The 24,924-nt window shown below is 41.4% G+C and carries 18 protein-coding genes; 14 read left to right on the top strand and 4 right to left on the bottom strand.

From position 1 onward, the window contains the following. The first annotated feature begins 111 nt into the window (after positions 1–111). The 5 genes from AN389_RS04900 (at position 112) to AN389_RS04880 (ending at position 9,320) form a co-directional block, all read left to right on the top strand. Positions 112–1,605, top strand: a complete 1,494-nt coding sequence (locus AN389_RS04900) for a tryptophan halogenase family protein (RefSeq protein WP_055019369.1) — start codon at positions 112–114, stop codon at positions 1,603–1,605. Beyond that, positions 1,605–3,461: a glycoside hydrolase family 13 protein gene (locus AN389_RS04895; protein ID WP_055019368.1), complete on the top strand. Its 1,857-nt coding sequence runs from the start codon at positions 1,605–1,607 to the stop codon at positions 3,459–3,461. The genes AN389_RS04900 and AN389_RS04895 overlap by 1 nt, the downstream gene beginning before the upstream one ends. An 86-nt stretch (positions 3,462–3,547) precedes the next feature. After that, a complete protein-coding gene (locus AN389_RS04890; RefSeq protein ID WP_055019367.1) occupies positions 3,548–5,407 on the top strand; it encodes an alpha-amylase family glycosyl hydrolase in 1,860 nt (619 codons plus the stop codon). Beyond that, complete coding sequence (locus tag AN389_RS04885) at positions 5,400–6,899, top strand: MFS transporter (RefSeq protein ID WP_055014990.1); 1,500 nt, start codon at positions 5,400–5,402, stop codon at positions 6,897–6,899. Before AN389_RS04890 ends, AN389_RS04885 begins: the two co-directional genes overlap by 8 nt. A gap of 9 nt (positions 6,900–6,908) precedes the next feature. Further along, a complete protein-coding gene (locus tag AN389_RS04880; RefSeq protein WP_055019366.1) occupies positions 6,909–9,320 on the top strand; it encodes a glycoside hydrolase family 15 protein in 2,412 nt (803 codons plus the stop codon). Between the two features lie 105 nt (positions 9,321–9,425). On the opposite strand, the gene AN389_RS04875 is transcribed toward AN389_RS04880, so the two are convergent. Further along, positions 9,426–10,442, bottom strand: a complete 1,017-nt coding sequence (locus tag AN389_RS04875) for a LacI family DNA-binding transcriptional regulator (protein ID WP_055014988.1) — start codon at positions 10,440–10,442, stop codon at positions 9,426–9,428. Positions 10,443–10,721: 279 nt separating this feature from the next. Here AN389_RS04875 and glk point away from each other — a divergent pair, with 279 nt between their 5' ends. The 5 genes from glk (at position 10,722) to gap (ending at position 16,610) form a co-directional block, all read left to right on the top strand. Continuing rightward, positions 10,722–11,714: a glucokinase gene (glk, locus tag AN389_RS04870; protein WP_055017808.1), complete on the top strand. Its 993-nt coding sequence runs from the start codon at positions 10,722–10,724 to the stop codon at positions 11,712–11,714. Positions 11,715–11,750: 36 nt separating this feature from the next. Then, positions 11,751–12,764, top strand: coding sequence for a LacI family DNA-binding transcriptional regulator (locus tag AN389_RS04865; protein ID WP_055017807.1), 1,014 nt, complete (start codon positions 11,751–11,753; stop codon positions 12,762–12,764). A gap of 325 nt (positions 12,765–13,089) precedes the next feature. Further along, positions 13,090–14,940: a phosphogluconate dehydratase gene (edd, locus tag AN389_RS04860; protein WP_055014985.1), complete on the top strand. Its 1,851-nt coding sequence runs from the start codon at positions 13,090–13,092 to the stop codon at positions 14,938–14,940. A gap of 34 nt (positions 14,941–14,974) precedes the next feature. Then, the gene (gene eda / locus AN389_RS04855) at positions 14,975–15,595 is read left to right on the top strand and encodes a bifunctional 4-hydroxy-2-oxoglutarate aldolase/2-dehydro-3-deoxy-phosphogluconate aldolase (RefSeq protein ID WP_055014984.1); all 621 of its coding nucleotides are present in this window, start codon (positions 14,975–14,977) and stop codon (positions 15,593–15,595) included. Positions 15,596–15,605: 10 nt separating this feature from the next. Further along, positions 15,606–16,610, top strand: a complete 1,005-nt coding sequence (gene gap, locus AN389_RS04850; RefSeq protein ID WP_055014983.1) for a type I glyceraldehyde-3-phosphate dehydrogenase — start codon at positions 15,606–15,608, stop codon at positions 16,608–16,610. Between the two features lie 69 nt (positions 16,611–16,679). Here the strand turns inward: gap and AN389_RS04845 are convergent, their stop codons facing one another. The 3 genes from AN389_RS04845 to AN389_RS04835 all read right to left on the bottom strand — a co-directional run bounded on the left by AN389_RS04845 (position 16,680) and on the right by AN389_RS04835 (position 20,658). Further along, positions 16,680–17,975 carry a leucine-rich repeat domain-containing protein gene (locus AN389_RS04845; protein WP_055014982.1) on the bottom strand — a complete coding sequence of 432 codons (1,296 nt, stop codon included), beginning with the start codon at positions 17,973–17,975 and terminating at the stop codon, positions 16,680–16,682. Positions 17,976–18,048: 73 nt separating this feature from the next. Then, positions 18,049–18,762, bottom strand: coding sequence for a YebC/PmpR family DNA-binding transcriptional regulator (locus tag AN389_RS04840; RefSeq protein WP_055017806.1), 714 nt, complete (start codon positions 18,760–18,762; stop codon positions 18,049–18,051). Positions 18,763–18,876: 114 nt separating this feature from the next. Continuing rightward, complete coding sequence (locus tag AN389_RS04835) at positions 18,877–20,658, bottom strand: ABC transporter ATP-binding protein/permease (RefSeq protein WP_055019365.1); 1,782 nt, start codon at positions 20,656–20,658, stop codon at positions 18,877–18,879. Between the two features lie 98 nt (positions 20,659–20,756). Between AN389_RS04835 and AN389_RS04830 the strand changes: the two genes are divergently transcribed. From AN389_RS04830 to AN389_RS04815, 4 genes are all read left to right on the top strand, one after another. Continuing rightward, positions 20,757–21,218 carry a hypothetical protein gene (locus AN389_RS04830; protein WP_055019364.1) on the top strand — a complete coding sequence of 154 codons (462 nt, stop codon included), beginning with the start codon at positions 20,757–20,759 and terminating at the stop codon, positions 21,216–21,218. A 109-nt stretch (positions 21,219–21,327) separates the two neighbouring features. After that, positions 21,328–23,166: a protein translocase subunit SecD gene (secD, locus tag AN389_RS04825; RefSeq protein ID WP_055019363.1), complete on the top strand. Its 1,839-nt coding sequence runs from the start codon at positions 21,328–21,330 to the stop codon at positions 23,164–23,166. After that, complete coding sequence (gene secF, locus AN389_RS04820; protein ID WP_055019406.1) at positions 23,159–24,091, top strand: protein translocase subunit SecF; 933 nt, start codon at positions 23,159–23,161, stop codon at positions 24,089–24,091. The genes secD and secF overlap by 8 nt, the downstream gene beginning before the upstream one ends. 114 nt (positions 24,092–24,205) lie before the next feature. After that, positions 24,206–24,682, top strand: coding sequence for a GreA/GreB family elongation factor (locus AN389_RS04815; protein WP_055019362.1), 477 nt, complete (start codon positions 24,206–24,208; stop codon positions 24,680–24,682). Positions 24,683–24,924: the final 242 nt, after the last annotated feature.

Here is a 24,924-nt window from a genome sequence, read left to right as displayed (position 1 = left end):
GTGTAGGAGCCCTTGTAATTTGTTTTACAAGGGCTTTTTTATAGCTACTTTATCTAATATTAATCCGCAATATTACCTAATCATTTTGTGGGGCTAAACGTGGACACTACTATGAAACCAATAAAACACGTCGTAATCGCTGGTGGGGGTACGGCAGGGTGGATAACAGCTGCTTTGCTTAATAAAGTGTTAGGTAAAGTGATTAAAATAACGCTTATAGAATCAAGCACTATTGGCACGATAGGCGTGGGTGAAGCGACCATTCCGCCTATTATTCAACTTAACAACGCACTGGGTATAAACGAGCAAGATTTTATAAACACTACACATGCATCTATAAAATTAGGAATTGAGTTCGAAAATTGGAAAAACACCTCTCATAGCTACATGCATGCTTTTGGCTCATTTGGAAAAGACTTCCCCTTTTGCGATTTTTACAATTTTTGGATAAAAGGAAAAATTACAGGCTCTGAAAACAGCCTATGGGATTTTTCATTAAATTACCAAGCAGCAAAAAAACATAAGTTTGCACCCTTAAATACCATTCCTAATACGCAATTACCCGGCTTGAGTTATGCCTATCACTTTGATGCCACTTTATATGCTGAGTTTTTAAAAAATCTCGCAGTGGCACGTGGTGTTGAGCATGTTGATGCCAAAATTGAGCAGGTTGAACAATGTCCGCTATCAGGGAATATAAAATCTTTAACCCTTGATAACTCACAGCAAATAAACGGTGACCTTTTTATAGATGCTACTGGCCAGCGCGCCTTATTAATAGAGCAAACCCTTAACACAGGTTTTGTAGATTGGGCTCATTATTTACCGTGTGATAGCGCGGTGGCGGTGCAGTCAAAAGGTACAGACGAGCTAAAACCTTACACGCGTTCAATTGCACACAGCGCGGGCTGGCAGTGGCAAATACCTCTGCAAAGCAGAATCGGTAACGGCTTGGTGTACTGTAGCCGTTATTTATCTGACGATGCGGCAACGCAGTTATTATTAAATAATTTGTCAGCTGAACCGATTACAGCACCACGTGTTATAAAATTTAAAACAGGTCGGCGGTTAAAACAGTGGCACAGAAATGTGGTGTCGGTTGGTCTTGCCAGTGGTTTTTTAGAGCCGTTAGAGTCAACCAGTATTCATTTAATACAAAGCGCCGTGACCCGATTAATAAAGTTGTTTCCGCATAATGGGATTAGCGATGCGTTAGTTACTGAATTTAATAGGCAAAGCGTAACTGAAATAGAACACATTCGTGATTTTATAATTTTGCATTATAAGCTAACTGAGCGAGAAGACTCTCCATTTTGGCGACAATGCAAGCAAATGGACATACCTGACTCATTGGCCCACAAGCTCGAGTTATTTAAGGAAACTGGCAAAGTCGTGCGCGAGAACGACGAATTATTTGCCGAAGTTGCTTGGCAACAAGTATTTATAGGCCAAGGACTTATCCCTGAAGATTACAACAGTATTGTTGACTCACTCAGTAGTGAACAACTTAACGATTTATTTTCCACATTAAATACTTTGATCACTTCAACGGTAGAACAGCTACCTACTCATAAAGAATTTTTAGCAAAAATTAAAAAGGCCTGATGATGCAACTTTTAAATAAACTTTTACTTGTAAGTGCCTGTACTTTACCAACCATTAGCTACGCACTTGACGTTGAGCCCGCTAATTGGTGGGTTGGCATGAACAAAAATACCATAACCATCATGGTGCATGAGCAAAACATTGCAAACGAGCAAATTAAATTAGCTAAATACAACGGCGTTAAGTTAAATAAAATAACCCGTACAGATAATCCAAATTATGTATTTTTAAATATTACCATTACCGACGAAGCTAAAGCCGGAACACTTGAATTTAATAGCAGCGAAACAAGCAATAACTTTGAGTTTCCACTTCTTGAACGAGATAAAAACAGCGCACGGCGTCAAGGGTTTACATCAGCTGATACGCTTTATTTAATTAACCCTGATCGTTTTTCTAATGGTGACAAACAAAACGATACCGTCCCTAGCATGTTAGAAGCAGCAAACCCGAGCATAAAAGGGGGGCGCCACGGTGGTGATATTCAGGGCGTTATAAACGCACTACCGTATTTAAACGATTTAGGTGTTACACAGCTTTGGTTAACCCCAGTGCTTGAAAACAACATGCCTAACTATTCTTATCATGGTTATGCAATTACAGACTTTTATAAAGTTGACCCGCGTATGGGCTCAAACCAGTTATACAAAACGCTATCAGTAAAAGCAAAAGAGCAGGGGATAGGTCTGGTTATGGATATGGTCCTTAACCATTTTGGCTCTGAGCATACATGGGTTAAAGATAAACCCACTAAAGATTGGATTAACTTTAATGGTGAGTTTAATAAAGGCAAAAATGCCACCAGCCATGCACGCCAAACCATACAAGACCCACACGCCAGTGAATACGACAAACGCCAGTTTAACGATGGTTGGTTTGTAGAAACCATGCCTGATTTAAATCAGCGCCAACCACTGGTAAGTGAATACTTAATTCAAAATGCGATTTGGTGGATAGAATACGCCGATTTAAGCGGCATACGTGTCGATACCTATTCATATTCAGATAAAGCATTTTTGAGTGATTGGACAAAAGCCATAATGCAAGAGTACCCAGACTTTAATATTGTTGGCGAAGAGTGGACGTCTAACCCTGCTATTGCCTCTTACTGGCAACGTGGTAAGCATAATCAAGATGGCTATACATCAAGCTTACCAAGCGTGATGGACTTTTCGTTGCAAGAGTCGGTAATTCAAGCGCTAAATGAAGATGAGAGCTGGAACACGGGCTGGGTTAAAGTATATGAATCGTTAGCGAATGACTTTTTATACCCTGATACCAATAACATTATGGTATTTGCCGATAACCACGATATGAGCCGTGTTTACACTGAACTTGGCCAAGATGTAGCTAAAACTAAAATGGCAATGACCTTGTTTTTAACCACCCGTGGTATACCGCAAATGTATTACGGTACGGAAGTGCTATTAGATAACACCCCCAGTAAAGACCATGGTGATATTAGAATCGATTTCCCAGGTGGATTTGAAGGGCAAACACGTAATGCCTTTACCAAAGAGGGGTTAACAAAACAGCAAAAAGAGATGCATAACACCATTAGTACGCTGCTTAACTTTAGAAAAAATAGCTCAGCATTAGATAAAGGTAAACTCGTACATTTTACGCCTCAACAAGGGGTTTATAGTTATGCGCGTATTAGCGACGAGCAAACAGTGTTGGTATTTATGAATAAAAACACGCAAACGCTACAAAAAAATATTGGGTATATGCAAGAGGTGATGCCTAACAGCACAACAGCATTTAATTTATTTACTCAAAAAACACAAAAGCTGGGAAAAACCATTGAATTACCAGCGATGAGCGCAACGGTACTCGTTATAAATACGCCACAATAGTGACCTGAATACGTATGCAGCAACTGTATGGTTGCTGCAGTAATCTTTAGTATAAAGTTAATAACAATACTGACAAAAGACACGCAATGAAAAAATCCGTTTATGTATCCGCAGTACTGTGCAGCTTACTTGTTACAACTGGGTGTTCAGAAAATAACAAACCTGAACAACAGCAAACACCTGTACACACGCAAAATGAGCTTACCAAGCCGGTTGTATATCAAGTATTTACTCGGTTGTTTGGTAATACCGAAACAGCCAATGTGCCTTGGGGCACTAAAGAGCAAAACGGTGTAGGTAAATTTGTCGACTTTAACGACGCAGCGCTTAAAGGCATTAAAGAACTTGGTACCACGCATGTTTGGTATACTGGTGTGTTACACCACGCCCTAGTTGGCGATTATACCGACTACGGTATTTCACAAGATGACCCCGATGTAGTAAAAGGCCGCGCGGGTTCACCGTACGCGATTAAAGATTACTACGACGTTAACCCCGATTTAGCCGTTAACGTATCAAACCGCATGGATGAATTTACTGCACTTATAGAGCGTACACATAGTCACGGTATGAAAGTCATTATTGATATAGTGCCTAACCATGTTGCCCGAAATTATCAATCACTTGGAAAGCCTAAAGGCGTAGAGGATTTCGGCGCGCAAGACGACACCAGCAAAACGTACGATAAAAATAACAACTTTTATTATGTGCCGGGTCAGTCATTTCAAGTACCTACCTCTACAACCTACACCGCGCTAGGTGGAAAGGCTCACCCTCTTGCAGATGGCTTTTTTGATGAAACGCCTGCTAAATGGACAGGTAACGGTGCCCGTGCACCAAAACCCGATATTAACGACTGGTACGAAACAGTAAAAGTAAATTATGGTGTTAAGCCAGATGGTAGTTTCGATTTTGCTCAGCTGCCCAACGACTATAAAGACAAGGATTACCATGCCCATTATGCGTTTTGGCAAGATAAAGAGCTACCAGATAGCTGGTACAAATTTAGAGATATTGCGCTTTTTTGGCTAGACAAAGGGGTAGATGGCTTTAGGTTCGACATGGCCGAAATGGTACCGGTTGAATTTTGGAGCTTTTTAAATTCATCAATAAAAATGCAAAAAAGCGACGCCTTTTTATTGGCCGAAGTATATAACCCGTTAATGTACCGAGCGTATATTCAACAAGGTAAAATGGATTACCTTTACGATAAGGTCGGCTTTTACGATACCTTAAAAGCAATAATGCAACTAAAACAACCCGCCAATAGTATTTTTGAGGCGCATCAAAGTGTGCTCGACATAGAGCAGCACATGCTGCATTTTTTAGAAAATCACGACGAACAACGTATCGCCAGCCCAGACTTTGCCGGTAATGCCCAGTGGGGTAAACCTGCTTTAGTTGTCTCTAGTTTGATCAGCCGTTCGCCAACCCTCTTATATTTTGGTCAGGACGTGGGAGAGGATGGCTCTGAAAACGCAGGGTTTGGAACGCCGACACGTACCAGTATCTTTGATTACATTGGCGTACCAGCGCACCAAGCATGGATGAATAACGGAAAATTTGATGGGGCTAATTTAAGCGCCGATCAAGTCGCACTTCGTGATTACTACAAAGCGGTTATGTCACTTAATAAATTACCCGCTGTAGTGGGAGGAGAGATGTCACCTCTTAAACTTGAAGGCAGTGAGCGCGTTGTTGGTTTTACCCGCTCTTTAGGTCAGCAAAGTGTGTATGTGTTAAGTAACTTCAGCGAGCAGCCACAAACAATTACAGTTAATGTATCAAAGGCACAATTAGCTGCAATGAGTGAAAATACGCTATTAAATGATTTACTTGAGAATCACACCACCGAGCTTAAAGCTCATACGCAAGGCGCTACATTTAACCTCACACTTGATGCATTTAGCAGCGCAGTATTAATAAATAAGGCTAATAATGAATAATCAAAATAATAATACCGATAAGCCAAATTTAAGTTTTTGGCAGATATGGAACATGTGCTTTGGCTTTTTAGGCATACAGTTTGGTTTTGCCCTACAAAACGGCAATGTGAGCCGTATATTTCAAACATTAGGCGCACAAGTAGATGATATTCCCATTTTATGGGTTGCAGCACCGCTAACTGGGTTGATTGTACAGCCTATTATTGGTTACTGGAGCGATAAAACGTGGGGGCGCTTTGGTCGTCGCCGTCCATTCTTTTTTGTTGGGGCTGTGCTCACAACGCTTTCGTTGTTTATTATGCCGCACTCGCCAACACTTTGGATTGCCGCCGGTATGTTATGGATCATGGATGCGTCAATCAACGTAACCATGGAACCATTTAGAGCGCTTGTTGGTGATAATCTACCAGAAAAACAACGTGCGACAGGTTACGGTTTACAAAGCTTTTTTATTGGTATTGGTGCGGTGTTAGCCTCGGCGTTACCGTGGATGATGACCAACTGGTTTGAGGTAAGTAATACCGCGGCACCGGGGCAAATTCCTGAATCAGTTAAATACTCATTTTATTGGGGCGGGGTGGTGTTACTTGTCGCCGTGCTATGGACCGTGGCACGAACTAAAGAATACAGCCCGGAGCAATTAGCGGCTTTTGAAAAACAATGCGCTCAACCTACAACAAGCAACGTGGTTGATATTAACTTTAATAAGGGGGCCATTATTTTTTTGGTGCTGGGTTTAGCAACCCTTGCATTAGTAATGGGGCTATCCCTTGAAAAAGAGCTTTACCTACTTGCTGGTGGCTTACTTGCGTTCGGTATTGTGCAGTGGATTGCAGCAGCACTTAAAAGTGCCAATAAAACACAAGGTGGTTTTTACCAAGTAGTACAAGATGTATTTACCATGCCAGAGGCCATGAAACAGCTTGCTTGGGTGCAGTTTTTTAGCTGGTTTACTTTATTTGCCATGTGGATTTATACCACGGCGGCAGTTACAAGCTTTCATTATGGTAGTAGCGATGCAACCTCTCAAGCATTTAACGATGGTGCAGACTGGGTAGGCATTTTATTTGCCGCGTACAATGGTTTTGCCGCTATTGCCGCTATGTGTATTCCGTTTTTAGTTAAAAAAATGGGGTTAAAAGGCGCGCATTGTTTTAATTTATTACTGGGCGCATTAGGGCTTGCAAGCTTTATGCTTATTCAAGACCCTAAAATGTTACTTATTCCTATGATTGGTGTGGGCTTTGCTTGGGCGTCTATTTTATCGCTGCCTTACGCCATGTTAAGTAATGCTCTACCGAGTAACAAAATGGGCGTTTACATGGGTATTTTTAACTTTTTTATAGTTATACCTCAGTTACTTGCCGCCAGTATTTTAGGGCTTATTTTACGCCATGCATTTTCAAATCAGCCTATTTACGCATTATTAATTGGTGCAGCCTCGTTTGTTGTTGCCGGCATTGCTGTAATGCGCGTTAAAAATTCAAATTAAGGACACACAATGAGAAAATACAACCTTATCACCGCCTCACTTTTAACGTTAGGTTTAACGGCTTGTGGCGCTCAAAACACAAGCACGACTGATGAAACTACCGCTGCACAAGTTACATCGGCACCTGGTGCCCCAGGTGCAGAGCCGTTTTGGGCTTATGCAGGTAAAACAGGTATTGGTACATCTTTTGAACAATACCAAAACGGCCAATATACGGATGCAGCTGCAACGGGTGATGTATCTAAAGTATGGTTTTCAATTGCTAAAGGTATGATCACCGAAACCATGTTTGGGCTTATTCACCAAGCACAAATTAAAGACATGCAATTTGTTGTTACAGGTAAAGACTTTACCGTTAGTGAAGCTGATGAATTAGATGTCACCATAGATTATTTATATAAAGATGCACAAGGTCGCCCACTTTCGCTTGCTTATAAAGTAACAAGCACTGATAAACAAGGCCGCTTTAGCCTAGAAAAACACATATTTACCGACCCTGACGGGCAAACCCTGTTTGTACGTAGCATATTTAATACTGAGCTTGAAGGGCTAAAAGCGTATGTGTCTGTTAATCCGTACATTAACAACAACGGCTTAGGTGACTTTGCTAAAACAACAGATCACGGCCTCGTTGCATGGGAAGACGATAACTATTTATCACTTCAATCAGCAACCCCATTTAAAGCTAAAACAGTGGGCTTTACAGGAGAAAGCGATGGTATTAACGCGCTTAAAACAACGCAATCTATAAAAAACCAATACACAAATACTGGCGAATCTGCTGGTAACGTAAGTATGTTGGCAGAGCTTGGTGAAATAAGCGCAAATACCACCTTTGATTTGGCTCTAAGCTTTGGCAAAACGCAGCAGCAAAGTTTAAATGAAGGTAAAAAGAGCTTAGCAAAAGGGTATCAAACAGTACTTGAACACTATAACGGAAAAGGGGAAGCGCTGGGCTGGCAAGATTACTTACAAAGCTTAAAGCCGCTCAATAGCATGGTCGAGCAAACCGCCGATAACGGCAAGCTTTTATACACCAGTGCCATGGTATTAAAAGCACAAGAAGATAAAACACACGCAGGGGCATTAATTGCTTCTCTATCTAATCCATGGGGCGAAACGGTATCTGCTAAAGAGGGTTCTACAGGTTATAAAGCGGTGTGGGTGCGCGATTTTTATCAAGTAGCCATGGCATTTATGGCGCTTGGCGATACTGCCACAGCAAAAACAGCATTCGAATACCTTGAAAAAGTACAAGTAAACAGCAAAACGCCGGGCAATAAAGGCGATACAGGCTGGTTTTTACAAAAAACACATGTAGATGGTGAACTAGAATGGGTAGGCGTACAGCTTGACCAAACAGCTATGCCTATAATGCTTGCCTGGAAGTTACACAAGGCCAATGTACTTAGCGATGAAGAGCTAAAAAGTTGGTACGGCAAAATGTTAAAACCCGCGGCTGATTTTTTAGTGGATGGCGGGCTTGCTAAAATTTTGTGGAACGACACACAAATTACACCACCGGCAACACAGCAAGAGCGCTGGGAAGAGCAAGAAGGTTACTCCCCTTCAACAACTGCAGCAATAGTCGCTGGCCTTATTACCTCAAGCGATATTGCAACGCTTAGTGGCGATGATAAAAACGCAAAGCGCTACCTTGCTACGGCTAAAAAATACAGCAACGATATTGAATCGCACATGTTTACTACCGAAGGTAACTTAAAAGGCGAGAATAGCGATGGCGAATACTTTATTCGTATAGGCCAAGATACCGATGCAAACTCAAACACTAAAATTAACGCTAATAATGGCCGCGAAGGGTTTAATAAAAAGCAAATTTTAGATGGCGGTTTTTTAGAGCTAGTACGCTATGGCGTTCGCGATGCTAACGACGAAAGCATTGTTAAAACACTGCCAGAGTACGATGACGAAACGCTTGAAGATAACTTACAAGTTAGATACAGCTTTAGCTTTGACGATGGCAGCGGCACATTTGCAGGCTACCGCCGCTATGGTAACGACGGCTACGGTGAAGATGAAATAACAGGCACCAACTATGCAGAAGGTGGTAGCAACACACCAGGTCAACGCGGTCGTGTTTGGCCATTTTTCACCGGTGAGCGCGGGCATTACGAAATCGCAGCTGCGAATGCAAACAACGCTCTGGATGATGCTAAACAAGCACAAATTAAAAACAGCTATGTAAAAGGCTTAGAGCAATTTGCTAATAACGGCCTTATGTTACCCGAGCAAGTATGGGATGGCGTAGGCGTAAATAAAGCAGGTTACAAGCTAGGTGAGGGCACTAATTCAGCAACCCCACTGGCATGGACTCACGCTGAGTATATTAAATTAGTTCGCTCACTGAGCGACAAACAAGTTTGGGATCATTACCCTGTTGTTGAGAAAGCTTTACAATAAGGCTAGTCCAAAATCTAAAATTAAAGCCACGGTTAATAGCCGTGGCTTTTTTGTATTTAAGTGGGGTTAGTGTTTAGTAAGCACATGAAGTTGAGTTATAAACCCTTAACTAGACCCTCTGGCAATTAACACTGGCGGTAAAAGGGTGCTTTGCACTTCTTCTTCACGTATTAATTTAAGCAGGTTCTCTACTAGCATTTGTCCTGCAACAGTGGTGTCTTGCGCTATGGTGGTAAGCGGTGGGTTTATATAGCTTGCTATAGCTATGTTATCAAAACCGACCACGGCCACTTCGTTAGGAACATTAATATTGGCTTCTTTTAAAGCGCGAATTGCGCCGATTGCGATTAAATCGCTCGCTGCAAAAAGTGCGTTAAATTTAATGTTATTTGCTATGAGTGAGCGCGTAGCGTGGTAACCCGACTCCTCAGTAGAAATAGCATTGGCCATTTTTCGCTCATTAATGGTTATACCACTAGTAAGTAGCTCATCTTTAAACCCCTGAAAGCGGGCAAAAAATTCTGGACTGTGATCAGAAGCATCACCAATAAACGCACAATCAGTACGGTTATGGGCAATTAAATGGCCTGCAGCTAGTTTACCTCCGCCGTAGTTATCGCAACATACGGTTAGATCCGGGCGGTTATCGACGGTGGCGCCCCAGCATACAAATTTTGTGTTTTGCTCTAGTAAGGTTTTAAATTTGGGCTGAAAGTCTATGTAATCACCATAGCCGAGTAAAATTATGCCATCGGCTCTGTGGCTGTCTTCGTAATCAGCTTGCCAATCAGCGCTGGCTGATTGAAACGAGACTAATAAGTCATAACCTTCTTTTGCACACGCACGGGTAATACTGCCCAACATAGACAAAAAGAAAGGGTTTATTTGTGATTCATCTGATGTTGGGTCTTCAAACAATAATAGCGCAAGGGTACTACTTTGCTGAGTACGCAAGTTGCTGGCATTTTTATCCACTTTATAGTTAAGTTGCTTAGCTATGTCGTGAACGCGCTTGCGTGTTTCTGCATTAACAAGGGGACTATTTCGTAAAGCGCGAGATACCGTTGATTGTGAAACGCCAGCATAATGGGCTATGTCAAATGAGGTGGCTTTACCTTTCATTGTTACAACTTAAATAAATGCTAAATAATTGTGTCATTTTCGACTATTAGTGAATTATTTCAAGCTTTTTACGATTTATTATTGATCTAGTCATGACACCGGTGTCATAATGTCAATGTTTTATCATTTTGTTGTCAAAACGTATTAGCTGCTATTTTATATAGCAGCCTTTTTTACTGTGATAGCTACTTTGAGGTGATAGCTCAAAGTGTATAAATAACAACGCATGGTCGTTGTAAAATAACAAGCATAAGCCGCTTACACAAAAGAGATAATACCATGAGCCAAAATTCTTCTGCCCATTTTAGCCCCATCCTTGTTGCCGATATTGGGGGCACCAATGCGCGCTTTGCATTAATTACCGATTTTAACGAGCAATCAAACCAATTTGTTATTGAACATATTAACATATTTCCTAGTGCAAATTTTGGTTCTTTAGAAAGCGCGCTTGAGCAGTATTTAACAACTATTCCTCACGTAACACCTACTCGCGCCTGTTTGGCAGTTGCAGGACCTATAAAAGCAGGTCAAGTGCATTTAACAAATTTAGGTTGGCACTTTAGTGTTAACGAGTTTAAAGCGCATTTTAATCTAACCCAATTAGAAGTAATTAATGACTTTGCTGCATTTGCTTATGCAGCGCCTTATTTAGATGCAACTCAAAACATTACTATTAAGCCTGGTCAAGCCGATGCAAATGCAAATATTGGTGTTATGGGCCCAGGTACAGGTTTTGGCGCAGCGTGTTTGGTGCGTACGGCGCAATCTTGCGCTGTATTAAGCTCTGAGGGCGGGCACATGTCGCTTGCGCCTGTTAATGAGCTAGATGCTTTATTAATTAATGAATTGCGCAAAGAACACCCACATGTTTCAATCGAAACGGTTTTTTCAGGCCCAGGTATTGCCCATTTATACAAAGCAATGGCTGCCGTGAAGGGGGTGACAGCTAAAAACTTAGATGCAGCACAAATTAGCAGCCTTGCAAACAGTGGCGAATGTGAAGTGTGTGATGCAACGCTTAATCAGTTTTGTGATTGGATAGGCAGTGTGGCAGGCGACTTAGCTGTGGTATATGGCGCATTAGGTGGCCTATTTATAGGTGGTGGTATTTTACCACGTATGCAGAGCAGATTATTAGAGAGCCGTTTTGTAGAGCGTTTTTCGCAAAAAGGCGTTATGTCGCAATATGCAGGGCAAATACCGGTAACCTTAGTAACCCAAGATAACATACCGCTTATTGGCGCGGGTGCGTGTTTATATAACAGCAAATAGTTTTTTGCTTAATGGTTGTATTTGGATAATGAACAAATGAAAAAAGTAACCATAAATAGTGTAGCAAGCCATGCGGGCGTTTCTAAAAAAACGGTATCGCGGGTGTTAAATAATGAGCCTAATGTGAGTGCGGCTACGCGCGAAAAAGTGCTTAAAGTATTTAAAGAGCTTGATTATACACCAAACCCCATAGCACGCGGACTGGCGCAAAATCGTAGTTTTATTATTGGTTGTTTGTACGATAACCCAAGTAAAAGTTATATAACACGCGTACAAACAGGCGCACTTGCTGCCTGTAAAGAGAATAACTATAACTTACTAATACACCCTTGCGAACTACGTGGCGACGATTTAATTAACGACATAGAGCAATTACTACAAACCTCGCGTTTAGATGGCGTAGTACTTACTCCGCCATTTGGTGATTTTGAAAAACTCGCTAATTTTTTAAAAGCTAAAAACATACCGTATGCACGAGTTGCATCGGCACTGCTTGAAGATGATTCAATTTCGGTGCGTAGCAACGATGAGCAGGGCGCCTATGAAATAACCGAGCACTTAATTTCACTTGGTCATAAATCAATTGCCTTTATTAAAGGCCACCCTGATCACAGTGCTACGCAGCAACGCTTTAATGGCTACAGACGTGCTTTGGCAAGCCACGGTATAGAATTTGATGAGCGCTTAGTTGAAGAGGGTAACTTTAGTTATCATTCAGGTGTAGACAGCGCACGTAGTATTTTAGATTTGTCACCAAGGCCTACGGCCGTATTTGCATCAAATGATTACATGGCGGCGGCGGTACTAAAACTTGCCACACAGCGCCAATTAAGAGTGCCAGATGATATCTCTATAGCTGGGTTTGATAACGCTCCTATAGCACGCCATATTTGGCCTGGCTTAACCACTATTGCACAACCTGTAGAAGAGATGACAAAACAAGCTGTAACGCAGCTTATATCGCATATCGCGCAGCCACAAGAGCAGCCTTATCAAGTTACCCTAGAATCCCGGTTAATAACGCGCGAGTCTACTGCCGCAATTAAATAAAATTTCACTTTGCTTTTCACAGTAACCCGAATTTGAGTGACGCTTATTCGGGTTTTTTTTGGGCGGATTTTAGCAAATAAACTAAAATCCGCCTGTTCATTAATTGGTCACGTTAAAATTTTACACTAATTTTGTTACTCAGGGTTGACACCGGTGTCAATGCTATGCGTTAATACAGTGACACCGGTGTCAGGGTTGTTGTGAGAGGCTCCCTGGTAGCGTACCTTTGAACGGGTAAATCAAAGATGCTCAGTGCAGTTATTTACGTGGAGTCTGTAATTGCTACTGAGCCTTTTTCCTCTAACTAATAGAGATGAGCTAAATTATGTTGCACCCTCGCATTGAAGAAGTCACCCAACGCGTTATTGAACGCAGTAAACAAACCCGTCAAGATTATTTAGATCGTATTTCGCATGCAAAAAAACAAACAAGAGTTCGTGCTGGACTGGGTTGCGGAAACATCGCTCACGTAATGGCTGCGTGTAGCAGCGACGACAAAGCGCGCTTAAAGGCTGATGAGCAGCCAAATCTTGCTATTATCAACTCATATAACGATATGCTTTCGGCCCATGTGCCATACAAAGACTTTCCTGATTTAATTAAAGATATTGCCACTAAGTACGATGCCACTGCCCAAGTTGCAGGCGGCGTACCAGCAATGTGTGATGGTGTTACGCAAGGGCGTGACGGCATGGAATTGTCACTTTTTTCTCGTGATGTAATTGCTATGTCCACGGCGGTTTCATTATCGCATGACGTATTTGATGGCGTATTTTGTTTAGGCGTATGTGACAAAATTGTCCCTGGTTTATTAATTGGTGCCTTATCGTTTGGTCATTTACCAGTGTTCTTTTTACCTGCTGGCCCAATGCAATCTGGTATTCCTAATAAAGAAAAGGCCCGTATTCGCCAAAAATTTGCACAAGGCTTAGTTAGCCGTGATGTATTACTTGAGGCTGAAAGCGCGTCATACCATAGCGCTGGTACATGTACGTTTTACGGTACTGCTAACTCAAACCAAATGTTAATGGAAATAATGGGCTTACACCTTCCAGGTAGCTCGTTTATTAACCCTTACACTGAACTTCGTGATGGTTTAACAGGTAACGCTGTAGAAACTATGCTTAAACAGCTTACAGGCGATAAAGAAAGCCCATGTTTAGCAGAGGTAATTAGCGAAAAAACCATCATTAATGGTTTAGTTGGCTTGTTATCTACAGGTGGCTCTACTAACCACGCTATCCACATTGTTGCTATCGCAAAAGCAGCAGGTGTACAAATAACGTGGAAAGACATGTCTGATTTATCAGAAGTTGTACCACTACTTACGCGTATTTACCCTAATGGCTCGGCTGATGTTAATCATTTTCAAGCTGCCGGCGGTATGGGTTTCTTAATGCGTGAACTAGCCGGTGCTGGTTATTTGCATACTGACGTTAAAACTATGCTTGGTGAAGGCTTAGCCCCTTACATGATGGAGCCGCGTTTAGATAAAGACGACAGCTTAATTATGAGCGATTCAACAGGGCCTTCAAAAGTTAAATGGGTAGATTGCCCAGAAAACTCACTTGATGAAGAAGTACTTCGTCCTGTTAGCAATCCGTTTAGTAAGCAAGGTGGCCTGCAACTTCTAACGGGTAACTTAGGCAAAGCCGTAATAAAAGTGTCTGCTGTCGCAACAGAGCATCAAGTAGTAACAGCTCCTGCTAAAGTGTTTAGCTCACAAGGCGAACTGCAAGAAGCTTACACCCGAGGCGAGTTAAACCAAGACTTTATAGCCGTGCTTAAAGAGCAGGGACCTAAAGCGAAAGGTATGCCAGAGCTTCATAAATTAACGCCAGTAATGGCAACCCTTCAAGACGAAGGCTTTAAAGTAGCTATAGTAACTGATGGCCGCATGTCAGGTGCATCAGGTAAAGTGCCAGCTGCTATTCACTTAGCGCCAGAAGCCGTTGAAGGGGGCATTATTGCAAAAATTCTAGAAGGCGATTTAGTAACCTTAGATGCGCCAAATGGAATCTTAAAAGTACACGTTAGCGACGAAGAGCTTGCTAAGCGTGAACTACAACTTAGTCAACCAAGTTTAACATTTGGTACCGGCCGAGAGTTATTTACTGGATTTAGAAATATTGTAAGCAGCGCCGATTTAGGTGCGAGTGCTTTTGGACTTGAATAATAATTGCCACACACTGGGTAATGAGGAACAAGTAATGAGTATTGAAAAAATCTTAGCGTCGGCACCTGTGGTGCCAGTGGTTGTAATCGAAAAATTAGAAGATGCAGCACCACTCGCTAGAGCGTTATACAACGGTGGCCTAAAAGCACTTGAAATTACGCTACGTACGCCTGTTGCAGTTGAAGCTGTGAAACTAATGAAAGCAGAAGTTCCAGAAGCTTACGTTGGTACAGGTACAGTGGTTGATAAAGCAAGCTTTGATGCGTCAGTAGAAGCAGGCGCTGATTTTATGGTAAGCCCAGGGGTAAGTGATGAATTATTAGCATTAGCTAAAAATTCAGATACGCCATTTTTACCAGGTGCAGCAACTGCAAGCGAAGTAATGCAGTTAGCAAGCCATGGCTTTAAGTATTTAAAGTTCTTCCCAGCTGAAGCTGCTGGCGGAACAGCCATGCTTAAGTCGATTGGTGGCCCATTACCACATATTACTTTTTGCCCAACCGGTGGCATTAGCCTAGCAACAGCCCCTAATTACTTAGCGCTTAACAACGTAATTTGTGTTGGTGGTACGTGGATGCTAGATAAGCAACTAATTGAAAACAAAGACTGGCAAGCCATTGAAGCGCTTGCTCGACAAGCAAGTGAAGTTAAATAGGAGTCTAAAAATGATTAATGTAGCAATTAATGGCTATGGCCGTATCGGTCGCAACGTATTACGTGCACTTTACGAGTCAGCACAAAACAGTGAGATTAAAATTGTAGCAATTAACGATTTAGCGCCGGCTAACGTAAATGCGCATCTAACACAATTTGACTCAGTGCATGGTCAATTTTCTCAAAAAGTAACACTTGAAGATAACACCATGTTAATTGGTGACGACGTAATTACTTTGACGCAAGAGCGTGACCCTGCAAACTTACCGTGGAAAGAGCTAAACGTAGATATCGTTTTAGAATGTACGGGTTTTTTCACTAAGCGTGAAGATGCCGCTAAACACATTACAGCAGGTGCTAAAAAAGTAATTGTATCAGCGCCTGGTAAAGACCTAGATGCAACAGTAGTGCACGGTGTTAACAGCGATGTAATTAACGCTGATAGTAACATTATTTCTAATGCATCTTGTACTACAAACTGTTTAGCGCCAATTGCAAAAGCAATTAACGACACAGTTGGTATTGAGCAAGGTAGCATGACTACAATCCATGCTTACACAAACGATCAAAACTTATCTGACGTTTATCACCCAGATCTTTACCGTGCACGTAGTGCAACTCAGTCTATGATCCCAACTAAAACAGGTGCTGCAGCAGCTGTTGGCTTAGTACTTCCTGAGCTTGCGGGTAAATTAGACGGTATGTCGGTACGTGTACCTACTATCAATGTTTCTTTAGTTGATTTTACGTTTATCACTAAGCGCGACACAACAGCTGAAGAAATCAACGAAGTAATGAAAGCCGCAGCGACAGGTTCAATGAAAGAAATTTTAGAGTACAACGAGCTTCCGCTTGTTTCTATTGATTTTAATCACAACCCTGCGTCGTCAATTTTTGATGCAACGCAAACTAAAGCTGATGGCAAACTAGTTAAAGTAATGGCTTGGTACGACAACGAGTGGGGTTTCTCAAACCGCATGTTAGACCAAGTTAAAGCATTAGGTCAGTACTTATAATTGACCGTGTAAAAGTTTAGCTTTATCCAACCAAGCCTGCATTATGCAGGCTTTTTTAGTTTTATTGATTTATAGCCGTTCGTTTAATAAAGCGCTTAGTGCTTTAAAACTAGGGCGCGAGGCAATAGCAGTGTTTATAGCACGCGCTGCTATATCGGACATTTTAACGAACAGTTCGGTTTGCTTATCTGCTTCGCTAACCGTACTTAGTAAGTCGTCAATTAAGCAACCAAAAGCACGTACTTCTATAAGCTCTATGCATTTTTGTTCTTGATGGGTAAGCATGGCTAAATTAGTAGCCGCACCAAAATCGCCAAATAAAACATCATATTGCTCATTTATCATGGTGTTGTGTGCGTAAATATCGCCATGGCTTACGTGATTATCATGCAGGTGAGCAAGCGTATTAGCCATCTGTTTTGCTATTTTAAAAACGGCTTTAATAGGGTAATTACAATCATCATTGAATGTATCGCGGGTGCAGGTTTGTAAGCTCGGCGGTAAACCTAAATTTGTATAACTGGTACCTATTAGCTCCATCACTAAGCCAAGCTGCGTGCTTTGCTCTATGTAACTTAATACGTTAATTAAATTTTTATGATTCCCCGCCTGTAAGCAGCAGTTTACTTCATCAAGTGGGTAACCATCGCTTGTAATTGCTCCTTTAAAAAGTTTTACCGCCACATTGTTATTTTCTGCTTTTGCTAGGTGTATAACGCCCGATGCACCTTGGCCTATTACTTTTTTAAGCTGAAAACTTTCAAGCGGGGTATTTTTTAAAGTACTTTTTGTTAAGCACTGCGCTTTATTAAATTCGTTACCTGCAAATGCAAGCCAAGCAAGTTTTGGTAATTCTAGTAGCCAATTATCAATTTTTGCTAAGTTATTAGCAGAGAGCCTTACAAGCTCTAAATTAGTACAATTAGCCATACTTGTTGGTAAATGTGTTAACTCATTGCCAGCTAGCGCAAGCTTTTTAAGCTGTGTGTAATTGCCAAAGTCACCTGGCAAGGCGCTCAATTTGTTATCGGTCAATATTAACCATTCAATAGTTTTAGGTAAGCTGTTAAGAGCAAACTCTGTTATTTGATTGCCTTTAAATGCAACCATAATTAAAGCAGGGCACTTAGCGAGTACTTCAGGTATATGTTTAAACTGGTTAAACGATAAAAACACCCGCTTTAAACGGTGCAAGCAGGCAAATTCCGCAGGTAAATCTGATAACTTGTTATTTGATAAATCGAGTACTTCGAGGGTGTCTGCAAGCGTAAAAATTTCTGAGGGGAGCTCTGTTAATTCTTCAACGAGTTGTACGCGTGTAACGCCATTTAACTTACCCGCTTTAAGCTCTGCAAGGGTATTCATAAAATTTAATAAGCCTTTTAAAATAAAAAAGCCAACATTGCTGTTGGCTTAAAATAAATGCGTTCAGTAAAGTTTAAAATTGCGCGTTATGGTAAACGTTCTGTACATCGTCACAATCTTCAAGCATGGCTAAAAAGCGCTCCATTACTTCTACGTCTTCACCTTCAATAGGGGCCTCTACTTGAGGTACAAACGAAATTAAGTCTACGTCAAAATCTGTAATACCCATTTCTTCAAGTGCTGTACGTGTGTTGTTGTATTCGGTATGGGGGGCAAAAACCGTCACTTTACCGTTTTCTACTTCTACATCGGTTACATCAACATCGGCCATCATAAGGGCTTCTAGTACAGCTTCATCATCGTCGCCGTCAAAGACAAAAATAGCGAGGTGATCAAATAAATGTGATACCGAATTTTGTGCGCCTATTTTAGCGTTTGCTTTGGTAAAACAAATGCGCACATCAGCAAATGTACGTTTATTGTTATCAGTTAAACAGTCAACAATAATCATGCAGTTACCAGGGCCGTAACCCTCATAACGTGTGGCCGCGTAATCTTCACCGCCACCGCCTTTGGCTTTTTCTATTGCGCGTTCAATAACGTGTGCAGGTACTTGGTCTTTTTTAGCGCGTTCAATTAAACGACGCAGTGCAAGGTTGCCGTCTGTATCTACGCCACCGTTTTTAGCACAAATGTATATTTCTTTACCGTACTTAGAATAAACTTTAGTTTTAGCACCCGCAGTTTTAGCCATTGAATCTTTTTTGTTTTGGTAAGCTCTTCCCATCTGCGTTTCGCCTTAATATATGTAAATTATTGAATAAAATTTCAAGGCCGTATTCTAAAGGTAAAGCGGCAGTATCGCCAGTAAATGGCTGTAATTAACCAAAGTTCAAGTTAATTAACCTTCCTGCTGTTGTAATTGCCACATTTGAGCGTATTGACCTTTTTTTGCTAAAAGTGCTGCATGTGTGCCTTGCTCAACTAGTTCACCGTTGTTAAATACCAGTATGTTATCGGCATCAACAATAGTAGAAAGCCTATGAGCAATCACCAAGCTAGTATGGTTTTGAGTAACTGCTCGCATTGAGTTCAATATAGCTTGCTCAGCATGTGAGTCGAGCGCTGAGGTTGCTTCATCAAATATTAAAATAGGGGAGCGTTTTAAAATAGTGCGTGCAATGGCAATACGTTGCTTTTCGCCGCCAGATACTTTTAAACCACGCTCGCCAACCAGTGTTTTATCGCCTTCGGCTAATGTTGAAATAAAGTCTTTTAAATGGGCCATTTCTATTGCTTTATCTATTTCAGCATCGCTCGCTGAGGGTCTGCCATAGGCGATGTTTTCTCGTATGCTGGTATTAAATAGCACAGTGTCTTGTGGCACTATAGCAATAGCACTGCGTAGGCTATCGAGGGTGACGGAGTCTATGGCTTGGTTATCTATAGTAATAGTGCCTAAGCTCACATCGTAAAAGCGATAAAGTAATCGTGCTAATGAGCTTTTACCTGCACCACTTGCACCTACAACGGCGACTTTACTCCCTGCTTTTATTTTAAAGCTAATGTTTTTTAAAATTGGACGATTGGCACTGTAACTAAAGCTTACATTATTAAACGCTATGTCGCCGCGAGTAACGATGAGGTTTTGGGCATGGGGTCGCTCAGTGACTTGTGGCTTTTTATTGAGTAAGCCCAGCATATTTTCTAAATCGGTAAGCGCGCGCCTTATTTCACGATATACAAACCCTAAAAAATTAAGCGGTAAAAATAATTGGATCATGTAGGCATTTATCATCACAAGTTCACCAATTGTTAAAGCGCCAGTTACTACATCTTTGGCGCCTAACCACATTAGCGCTGTAATAGCGCTGGCAATAATCAACGCTTGGCCAGAATTAAGCGCAAGCAATGACATTCTATTTTTTAAACGAGCGGTTTCCCACTTTGCTAAAAAGGAGTCGTATGTTTTTGCCTCAAATTCTTCGTTATTAAAATATTTTACGGTTTCAAAATTAAGAAGGCTGTCTATGGCGCGGGTATTACTTAAATTATCGGCGGCGTTTGCCTCGCGTATAAATCGGTTTCGCCACTGCGTAACTGTTACGGTAAAAGTGATATAAATAGCAACCGCTAATAAAGTAATTAACGCAAACCACACAGAAAATAGCGACCCGAAAATAATAGCAACGGTGAGTATTTCAAAAAGGGTGGGTACAATATTAAACATTAAAAAACGCATTAAAAAGCTTAGCCCACTAGTACCGCGCTCTATATCACGGCTTATTCCGCCTGTTTGTCTGTCTAGGTGAAAGGCAAGCTCTAACGAATGTAAATGTTTAAATACCTTTAAGCCAATGTCACGCATAGCGTGCTCTGTTACACGAGAGAACACTGCATCGCGTACTTCACCTAAAAAAACGCTGGCAAACCTAAGCCCACCATACATTAGCAGTAGTAGCGCCGGGATAACTAAAACGGGATTAATTGATTTATCTACCGAATCGATAATCTCTTTTAATGCCCAAGGCATTAAAAGTGTCGCGCCTTTAGCACCTATAAGCGCTAAAAGTGCAATAAATACTCGCCCTTTAAATTTAGTAATGTAAGGCCATAGTGTTTTAATGCTTTGCTTTAAGGTCATGGCATCGGCGCGTTTTTCTGTACTGTGCTTGGAGCGCATTAAGGGTCTCAGTTATATTAAATACTTAATTAATTAGCATTGTATTTTAAATACTTGCCCATATATACTACGCATCCCTTATTTAGTTTGAAGTAACCATGTTTAACGTCCGTGTGTTTATAACTGCTTTTTTGCTGTTTTGTGCGCTTTTTAGTGTGCAAAGTAGTGCGCAGTGCGCCACACATCAATTAAACACGGCGACCAGCTCATTGAGTCTGCTTGCTGACAGTGTTGATTTAGCTAAAACGCTGCCTATATCAAAATCGGTAAAGGGAAATGAGCACAAAAGAACACACCAAACAGGGTTTGACGCGCATCAACCAAGGTTAACGGCTAGTAATTCTTCGCTATTTTTACATGCCGCTCAAAGTGAACCAGAATACGATGTTGTTTTTGAGTTTTTTGCGCAGCGCCTTGTTAGACAAATATTCATACGCCCTCAAGCTGTAAATGCTATTCAGCCTTGGTATACGCTTGTGTACCATAGTAAAAAGTCTCGGTTAAGTGGCTGGAAAGATGCCAACTTACTCTATAGAGCCGTCACTACTTACCACGCTTAATTTTTCTTATTTAATTTTTATTAGGTTTTAACGTTTTACGTTTAAGCCTTGCGATTAATTGTGCTTTAAAAAGCACATTGCCAGTAATTTACTGGCAATAAGGAAAATTATGTTTAGTGTAAAAAAAGATCAAAAGCCATTTATGGCTAAATTTAAATTGAGCTATATAGCCATGCTTATTGTGCTGATTTTATTAGCTATTAGCGCATTACCCAACTTATACCCTAACAAATCGTGGTTGCATGTAAGCAATACACCACATAGTGATACTCAAGCTGTGCCAAGTACTAACGCGTTAGTTACTTTTTTAAATAACCAAGGCTTTGACGTTGAGCAAGGGCTTGATAAGCAATCAACTATCAATATTTTATTAAACGAGCCAACTAAAAGCGCCCAAGCGCAAGCGGCTATAAAGGCGCAGTTCCCAAATACGCAAGTTAAAATTGTAGAACATGCAACAAGCCCACTTTGGCTGCAAGAATTTGGTTTATCACCAATAAAGCTTGGCCTTGATTTAAATGGCGGTGTGCTATTTGTACTCGACGTAGATTTAGACAAAGCCGTTGATGAGCAATTAGTGAGTGCATATCAACAAGCTAAATCAATTATTATAAAGCAAAAAGCGCACGGCCTTAAAGTTCTGAAAACGGATCATGGCTTTGAAATTAGCGCGTTGCCAAATGCGGTGCAAAAACTTAACCCCGTGATTGAAGAGCTACAAAGTCGCTTTGCTAATTTAGCGGTTACAACCGCTAATAACGGCAATGTTAAAAACGCAATATTTAGCTATTCAGAGCAAGGGCGCAGCAGCTTTGATAAAGAAGTAATGAGCCAAACACTCACCACACTTCGCTCACGCATAGAAGAGTTAGGCATTACCGAAGCCGTCACTCAGCGCCAAGGTAAACAACGTATACGCATAGAGCTGCCTGGCGTACAAGACCCAACAGAGGCTAAGCGCATCATAGGTGCAACTGCATCACTTGGGTTTTACCAGTTAAAAGAAGCGGGTGGTAAAACATTTAACATGCAGTCGGGTGGCACCATAAACCTTGACCCTGTGCCAATTTTTACCGGTGATCACATTAATAATGCAAACATAGGGCGCGACGACTGGGGTAAACCCCTTGTACAACTTAGCCTAGATGGGCAAGGTGGCGATGCTATGTCGGCGTTTTCAAAAGCCAATATTGGTAAGCCTATGGCCACGGTTTACTCTGAGTACTCTCAAAACGCGAAAGGCGAAACCGTTAAAAAAAGTGAAGTAATAAATGTAGCCAATATTGCCCAGCATTTAAGTTCACGTTTTAGCATTACTAATATGAAAAGCCAGCAAGGCGCGGCTGATTTAGCCCTATTATTGCGTGCAGGTTCACTTACCGCGCCTGTAACAATAGTGCATGAGCAAACAATTGGGCCAAGCCTTGGCAGCGAAAACATTAGTAATGGTTTAGCCGCATTAATGCTGGGCATGGGTATTACACTTGCCTTTATGGCAATGTGGTATCGCCGCTTAGGGCTTATTGCAAACGTAGCGCTGTTATTAAATTTAACATCGCTAGTTGGCCTAATGTCGTTATTACCAGGGGTTGTGTTAACCCTGCCGGGTATTGCTGGGCTTGTGCTTACTATTGGCATGGCGGTAGATACCAACGTTATTATATTTGAGCGAATTAAAGAAGAGCGCAGAAAAGGCCGCTCTGCTTATCAAGCTATTCAAGAAGGTTACAAGCAAGCCACTAACACTATATTTGATGCCAATATAACCACTATGATCACCGCGCTTATTTTATACGGAATAGGTTACGGCCCAGTTAAAGGCTTTGCCATAACATTGGCACTTGGTTTAATAACCTCTGTATTTACTGGCGTGTACGTATCAAAAGTACTCAGCCAAACGGTATATTTAAAATTGGCTAAAAAAGCAGGAGTAAATGCACATGCTTAACACTTTTTTAAAGGGCGAGGCGGGTACACGTCTGCGTTTTTCGGGCATGCTTTTAAGCGCCATACTTGTACTGCTATCGGTATTTACGCTTAGTCAAAAAGGGCTTAATTTTGGACTCGACTTTACCGGTGGCTACCTAACGGAATTTACCACCAGCCAAGGTGTTGAGCTAAAAGAGCTTCAATCGTTTATTACTAAAAATCACAACGGCGAGTTTGAGCTAACCGCGCAAGGCAATAGCCATTTTCAACTACGCGAAGCGCCTAGCGATTCAACAGCAAATAGTAATGATTGGCAAACTGCCATTACTCAAAACGCAGATATAAACGCTGAGGTATTATCGTCAGCGTATATCGGCTCACAAGTGGGTGATGAGCTGTTTGAGCAAGGTTGTTTAGCCCTGTTTTCAGCTATGGTTGCAGTCATGCTTTATTTAGCTGTACGGTTTGAATGGCGTTTAGCTGTTGGCTCAGTAGTTGCGTTAGTACATGATTTACTACTCGTACTGGGGCTATTTTCGCTATTAAGTATTGAATTTAATTTAACCGTACTTGCCAGTTTGCTGGCCATTATAGGTTACTCACTTAACGACTCTATAATAGTAGGGGATAGAGTACGCGAGCTTTTACGTGTTAAATCTAATAATGCACTTAGCCCTGCAAGTATTATAAATAGCGCGATTAAAAGCACGTTAACGCGAACACTTATTACATCGGGCACCACACTTGCAACGGTTGCCAGCGTTTGGTTACTCGCAGGCGCACCATTACAAGGCTTTGCTATTGCGCTATTTACTGGCATTGTAGTAGGTACGTTCTCATCTATTTGCATTGCCGCTACCTTGCCTGAGCTTTTAGGGCTAAGCGCTGAAAACTACGAAGAAAAACTCGATGTAAAAACCCAAGCATTAATGGATATGCCTTAAATCCGGGCTTACATAACTGAGTAAATTTATTGGCGCTTAAAATAATGGTTTTAAGCGCCTTATAACGTTAAAATTAACCATATAGTTTACAGCATCAGTTATTAGCGCTCCCTCATGAACAAAACCCACGTAATTGAACACCTTAAATTTGCACTTGAAGCACAATTAAACAGCGCTAAACAAGCTGCCAAAGCCGCGCACGACGCCGCAACTCACGAAGAAAGCGTGGCAGAAACGCAATATGATACCCTCGGGCTCGAAGCCGCTTATCTAGCACAAGGCCAAGCTGAGCGCGTAAACGAGTGCTACAAAAGCATTAAACAATTTGAAGCCATTTTTAAAGAGCCCACTTACAATAAAGTGATTATAAGCTCACTCGTTTGTTTAGAAGATGAAAACTCAGTACAAAAATGGTTTTATTTAGGCCCCGCCGCAGGTGGCTTAACGGTTGAAGTAAAAGGGCAAACTATTCAAGTTGTTACACCCGAAGCACCGCTAGGCAAACAACTTTTAGGCAAACAGCTTGATGATGAAGTAAGCCTAACCATTGCAGGCAATAACCATGAATATGAAGTGGTAGAAATTTTATAAAACATTGGTTTTATATGTAGGTCGGATAAGCGAAGCGCCATCCGACAAAGCTAATTTTTTTCACAACATTATCAACAGTCGTTTTGGTGTAAATCATTAGAACCATTTAATTACTTGTTTACATTAGAGTTGTTTGGTGGAATTATTGAGCGATGAAATATACGCGGTTTGGGGGTGTTATAAACCGCGAAAATGGTGTTTGATAAGTTGTTATGTACTTAGGGAGTATATTTAGAATGTGG

It is taken from the genome of Pseudoalteromonas sp. P1-7a (assembly GCF_001401855.1).
In the GTDB taxonomy this organism is placed as follows: domain Bacteria; phylum Pseudomonadota; class Gammaproteobacteria; order Enterobacterales; family Alteromonadaceae; genus Pseudoalteromonas.
The sequence above is the reverse complement of the archived record's forward strand: the minus strand, read 5'-3'. Positions and strand labels throughout refer to the sequence as shown.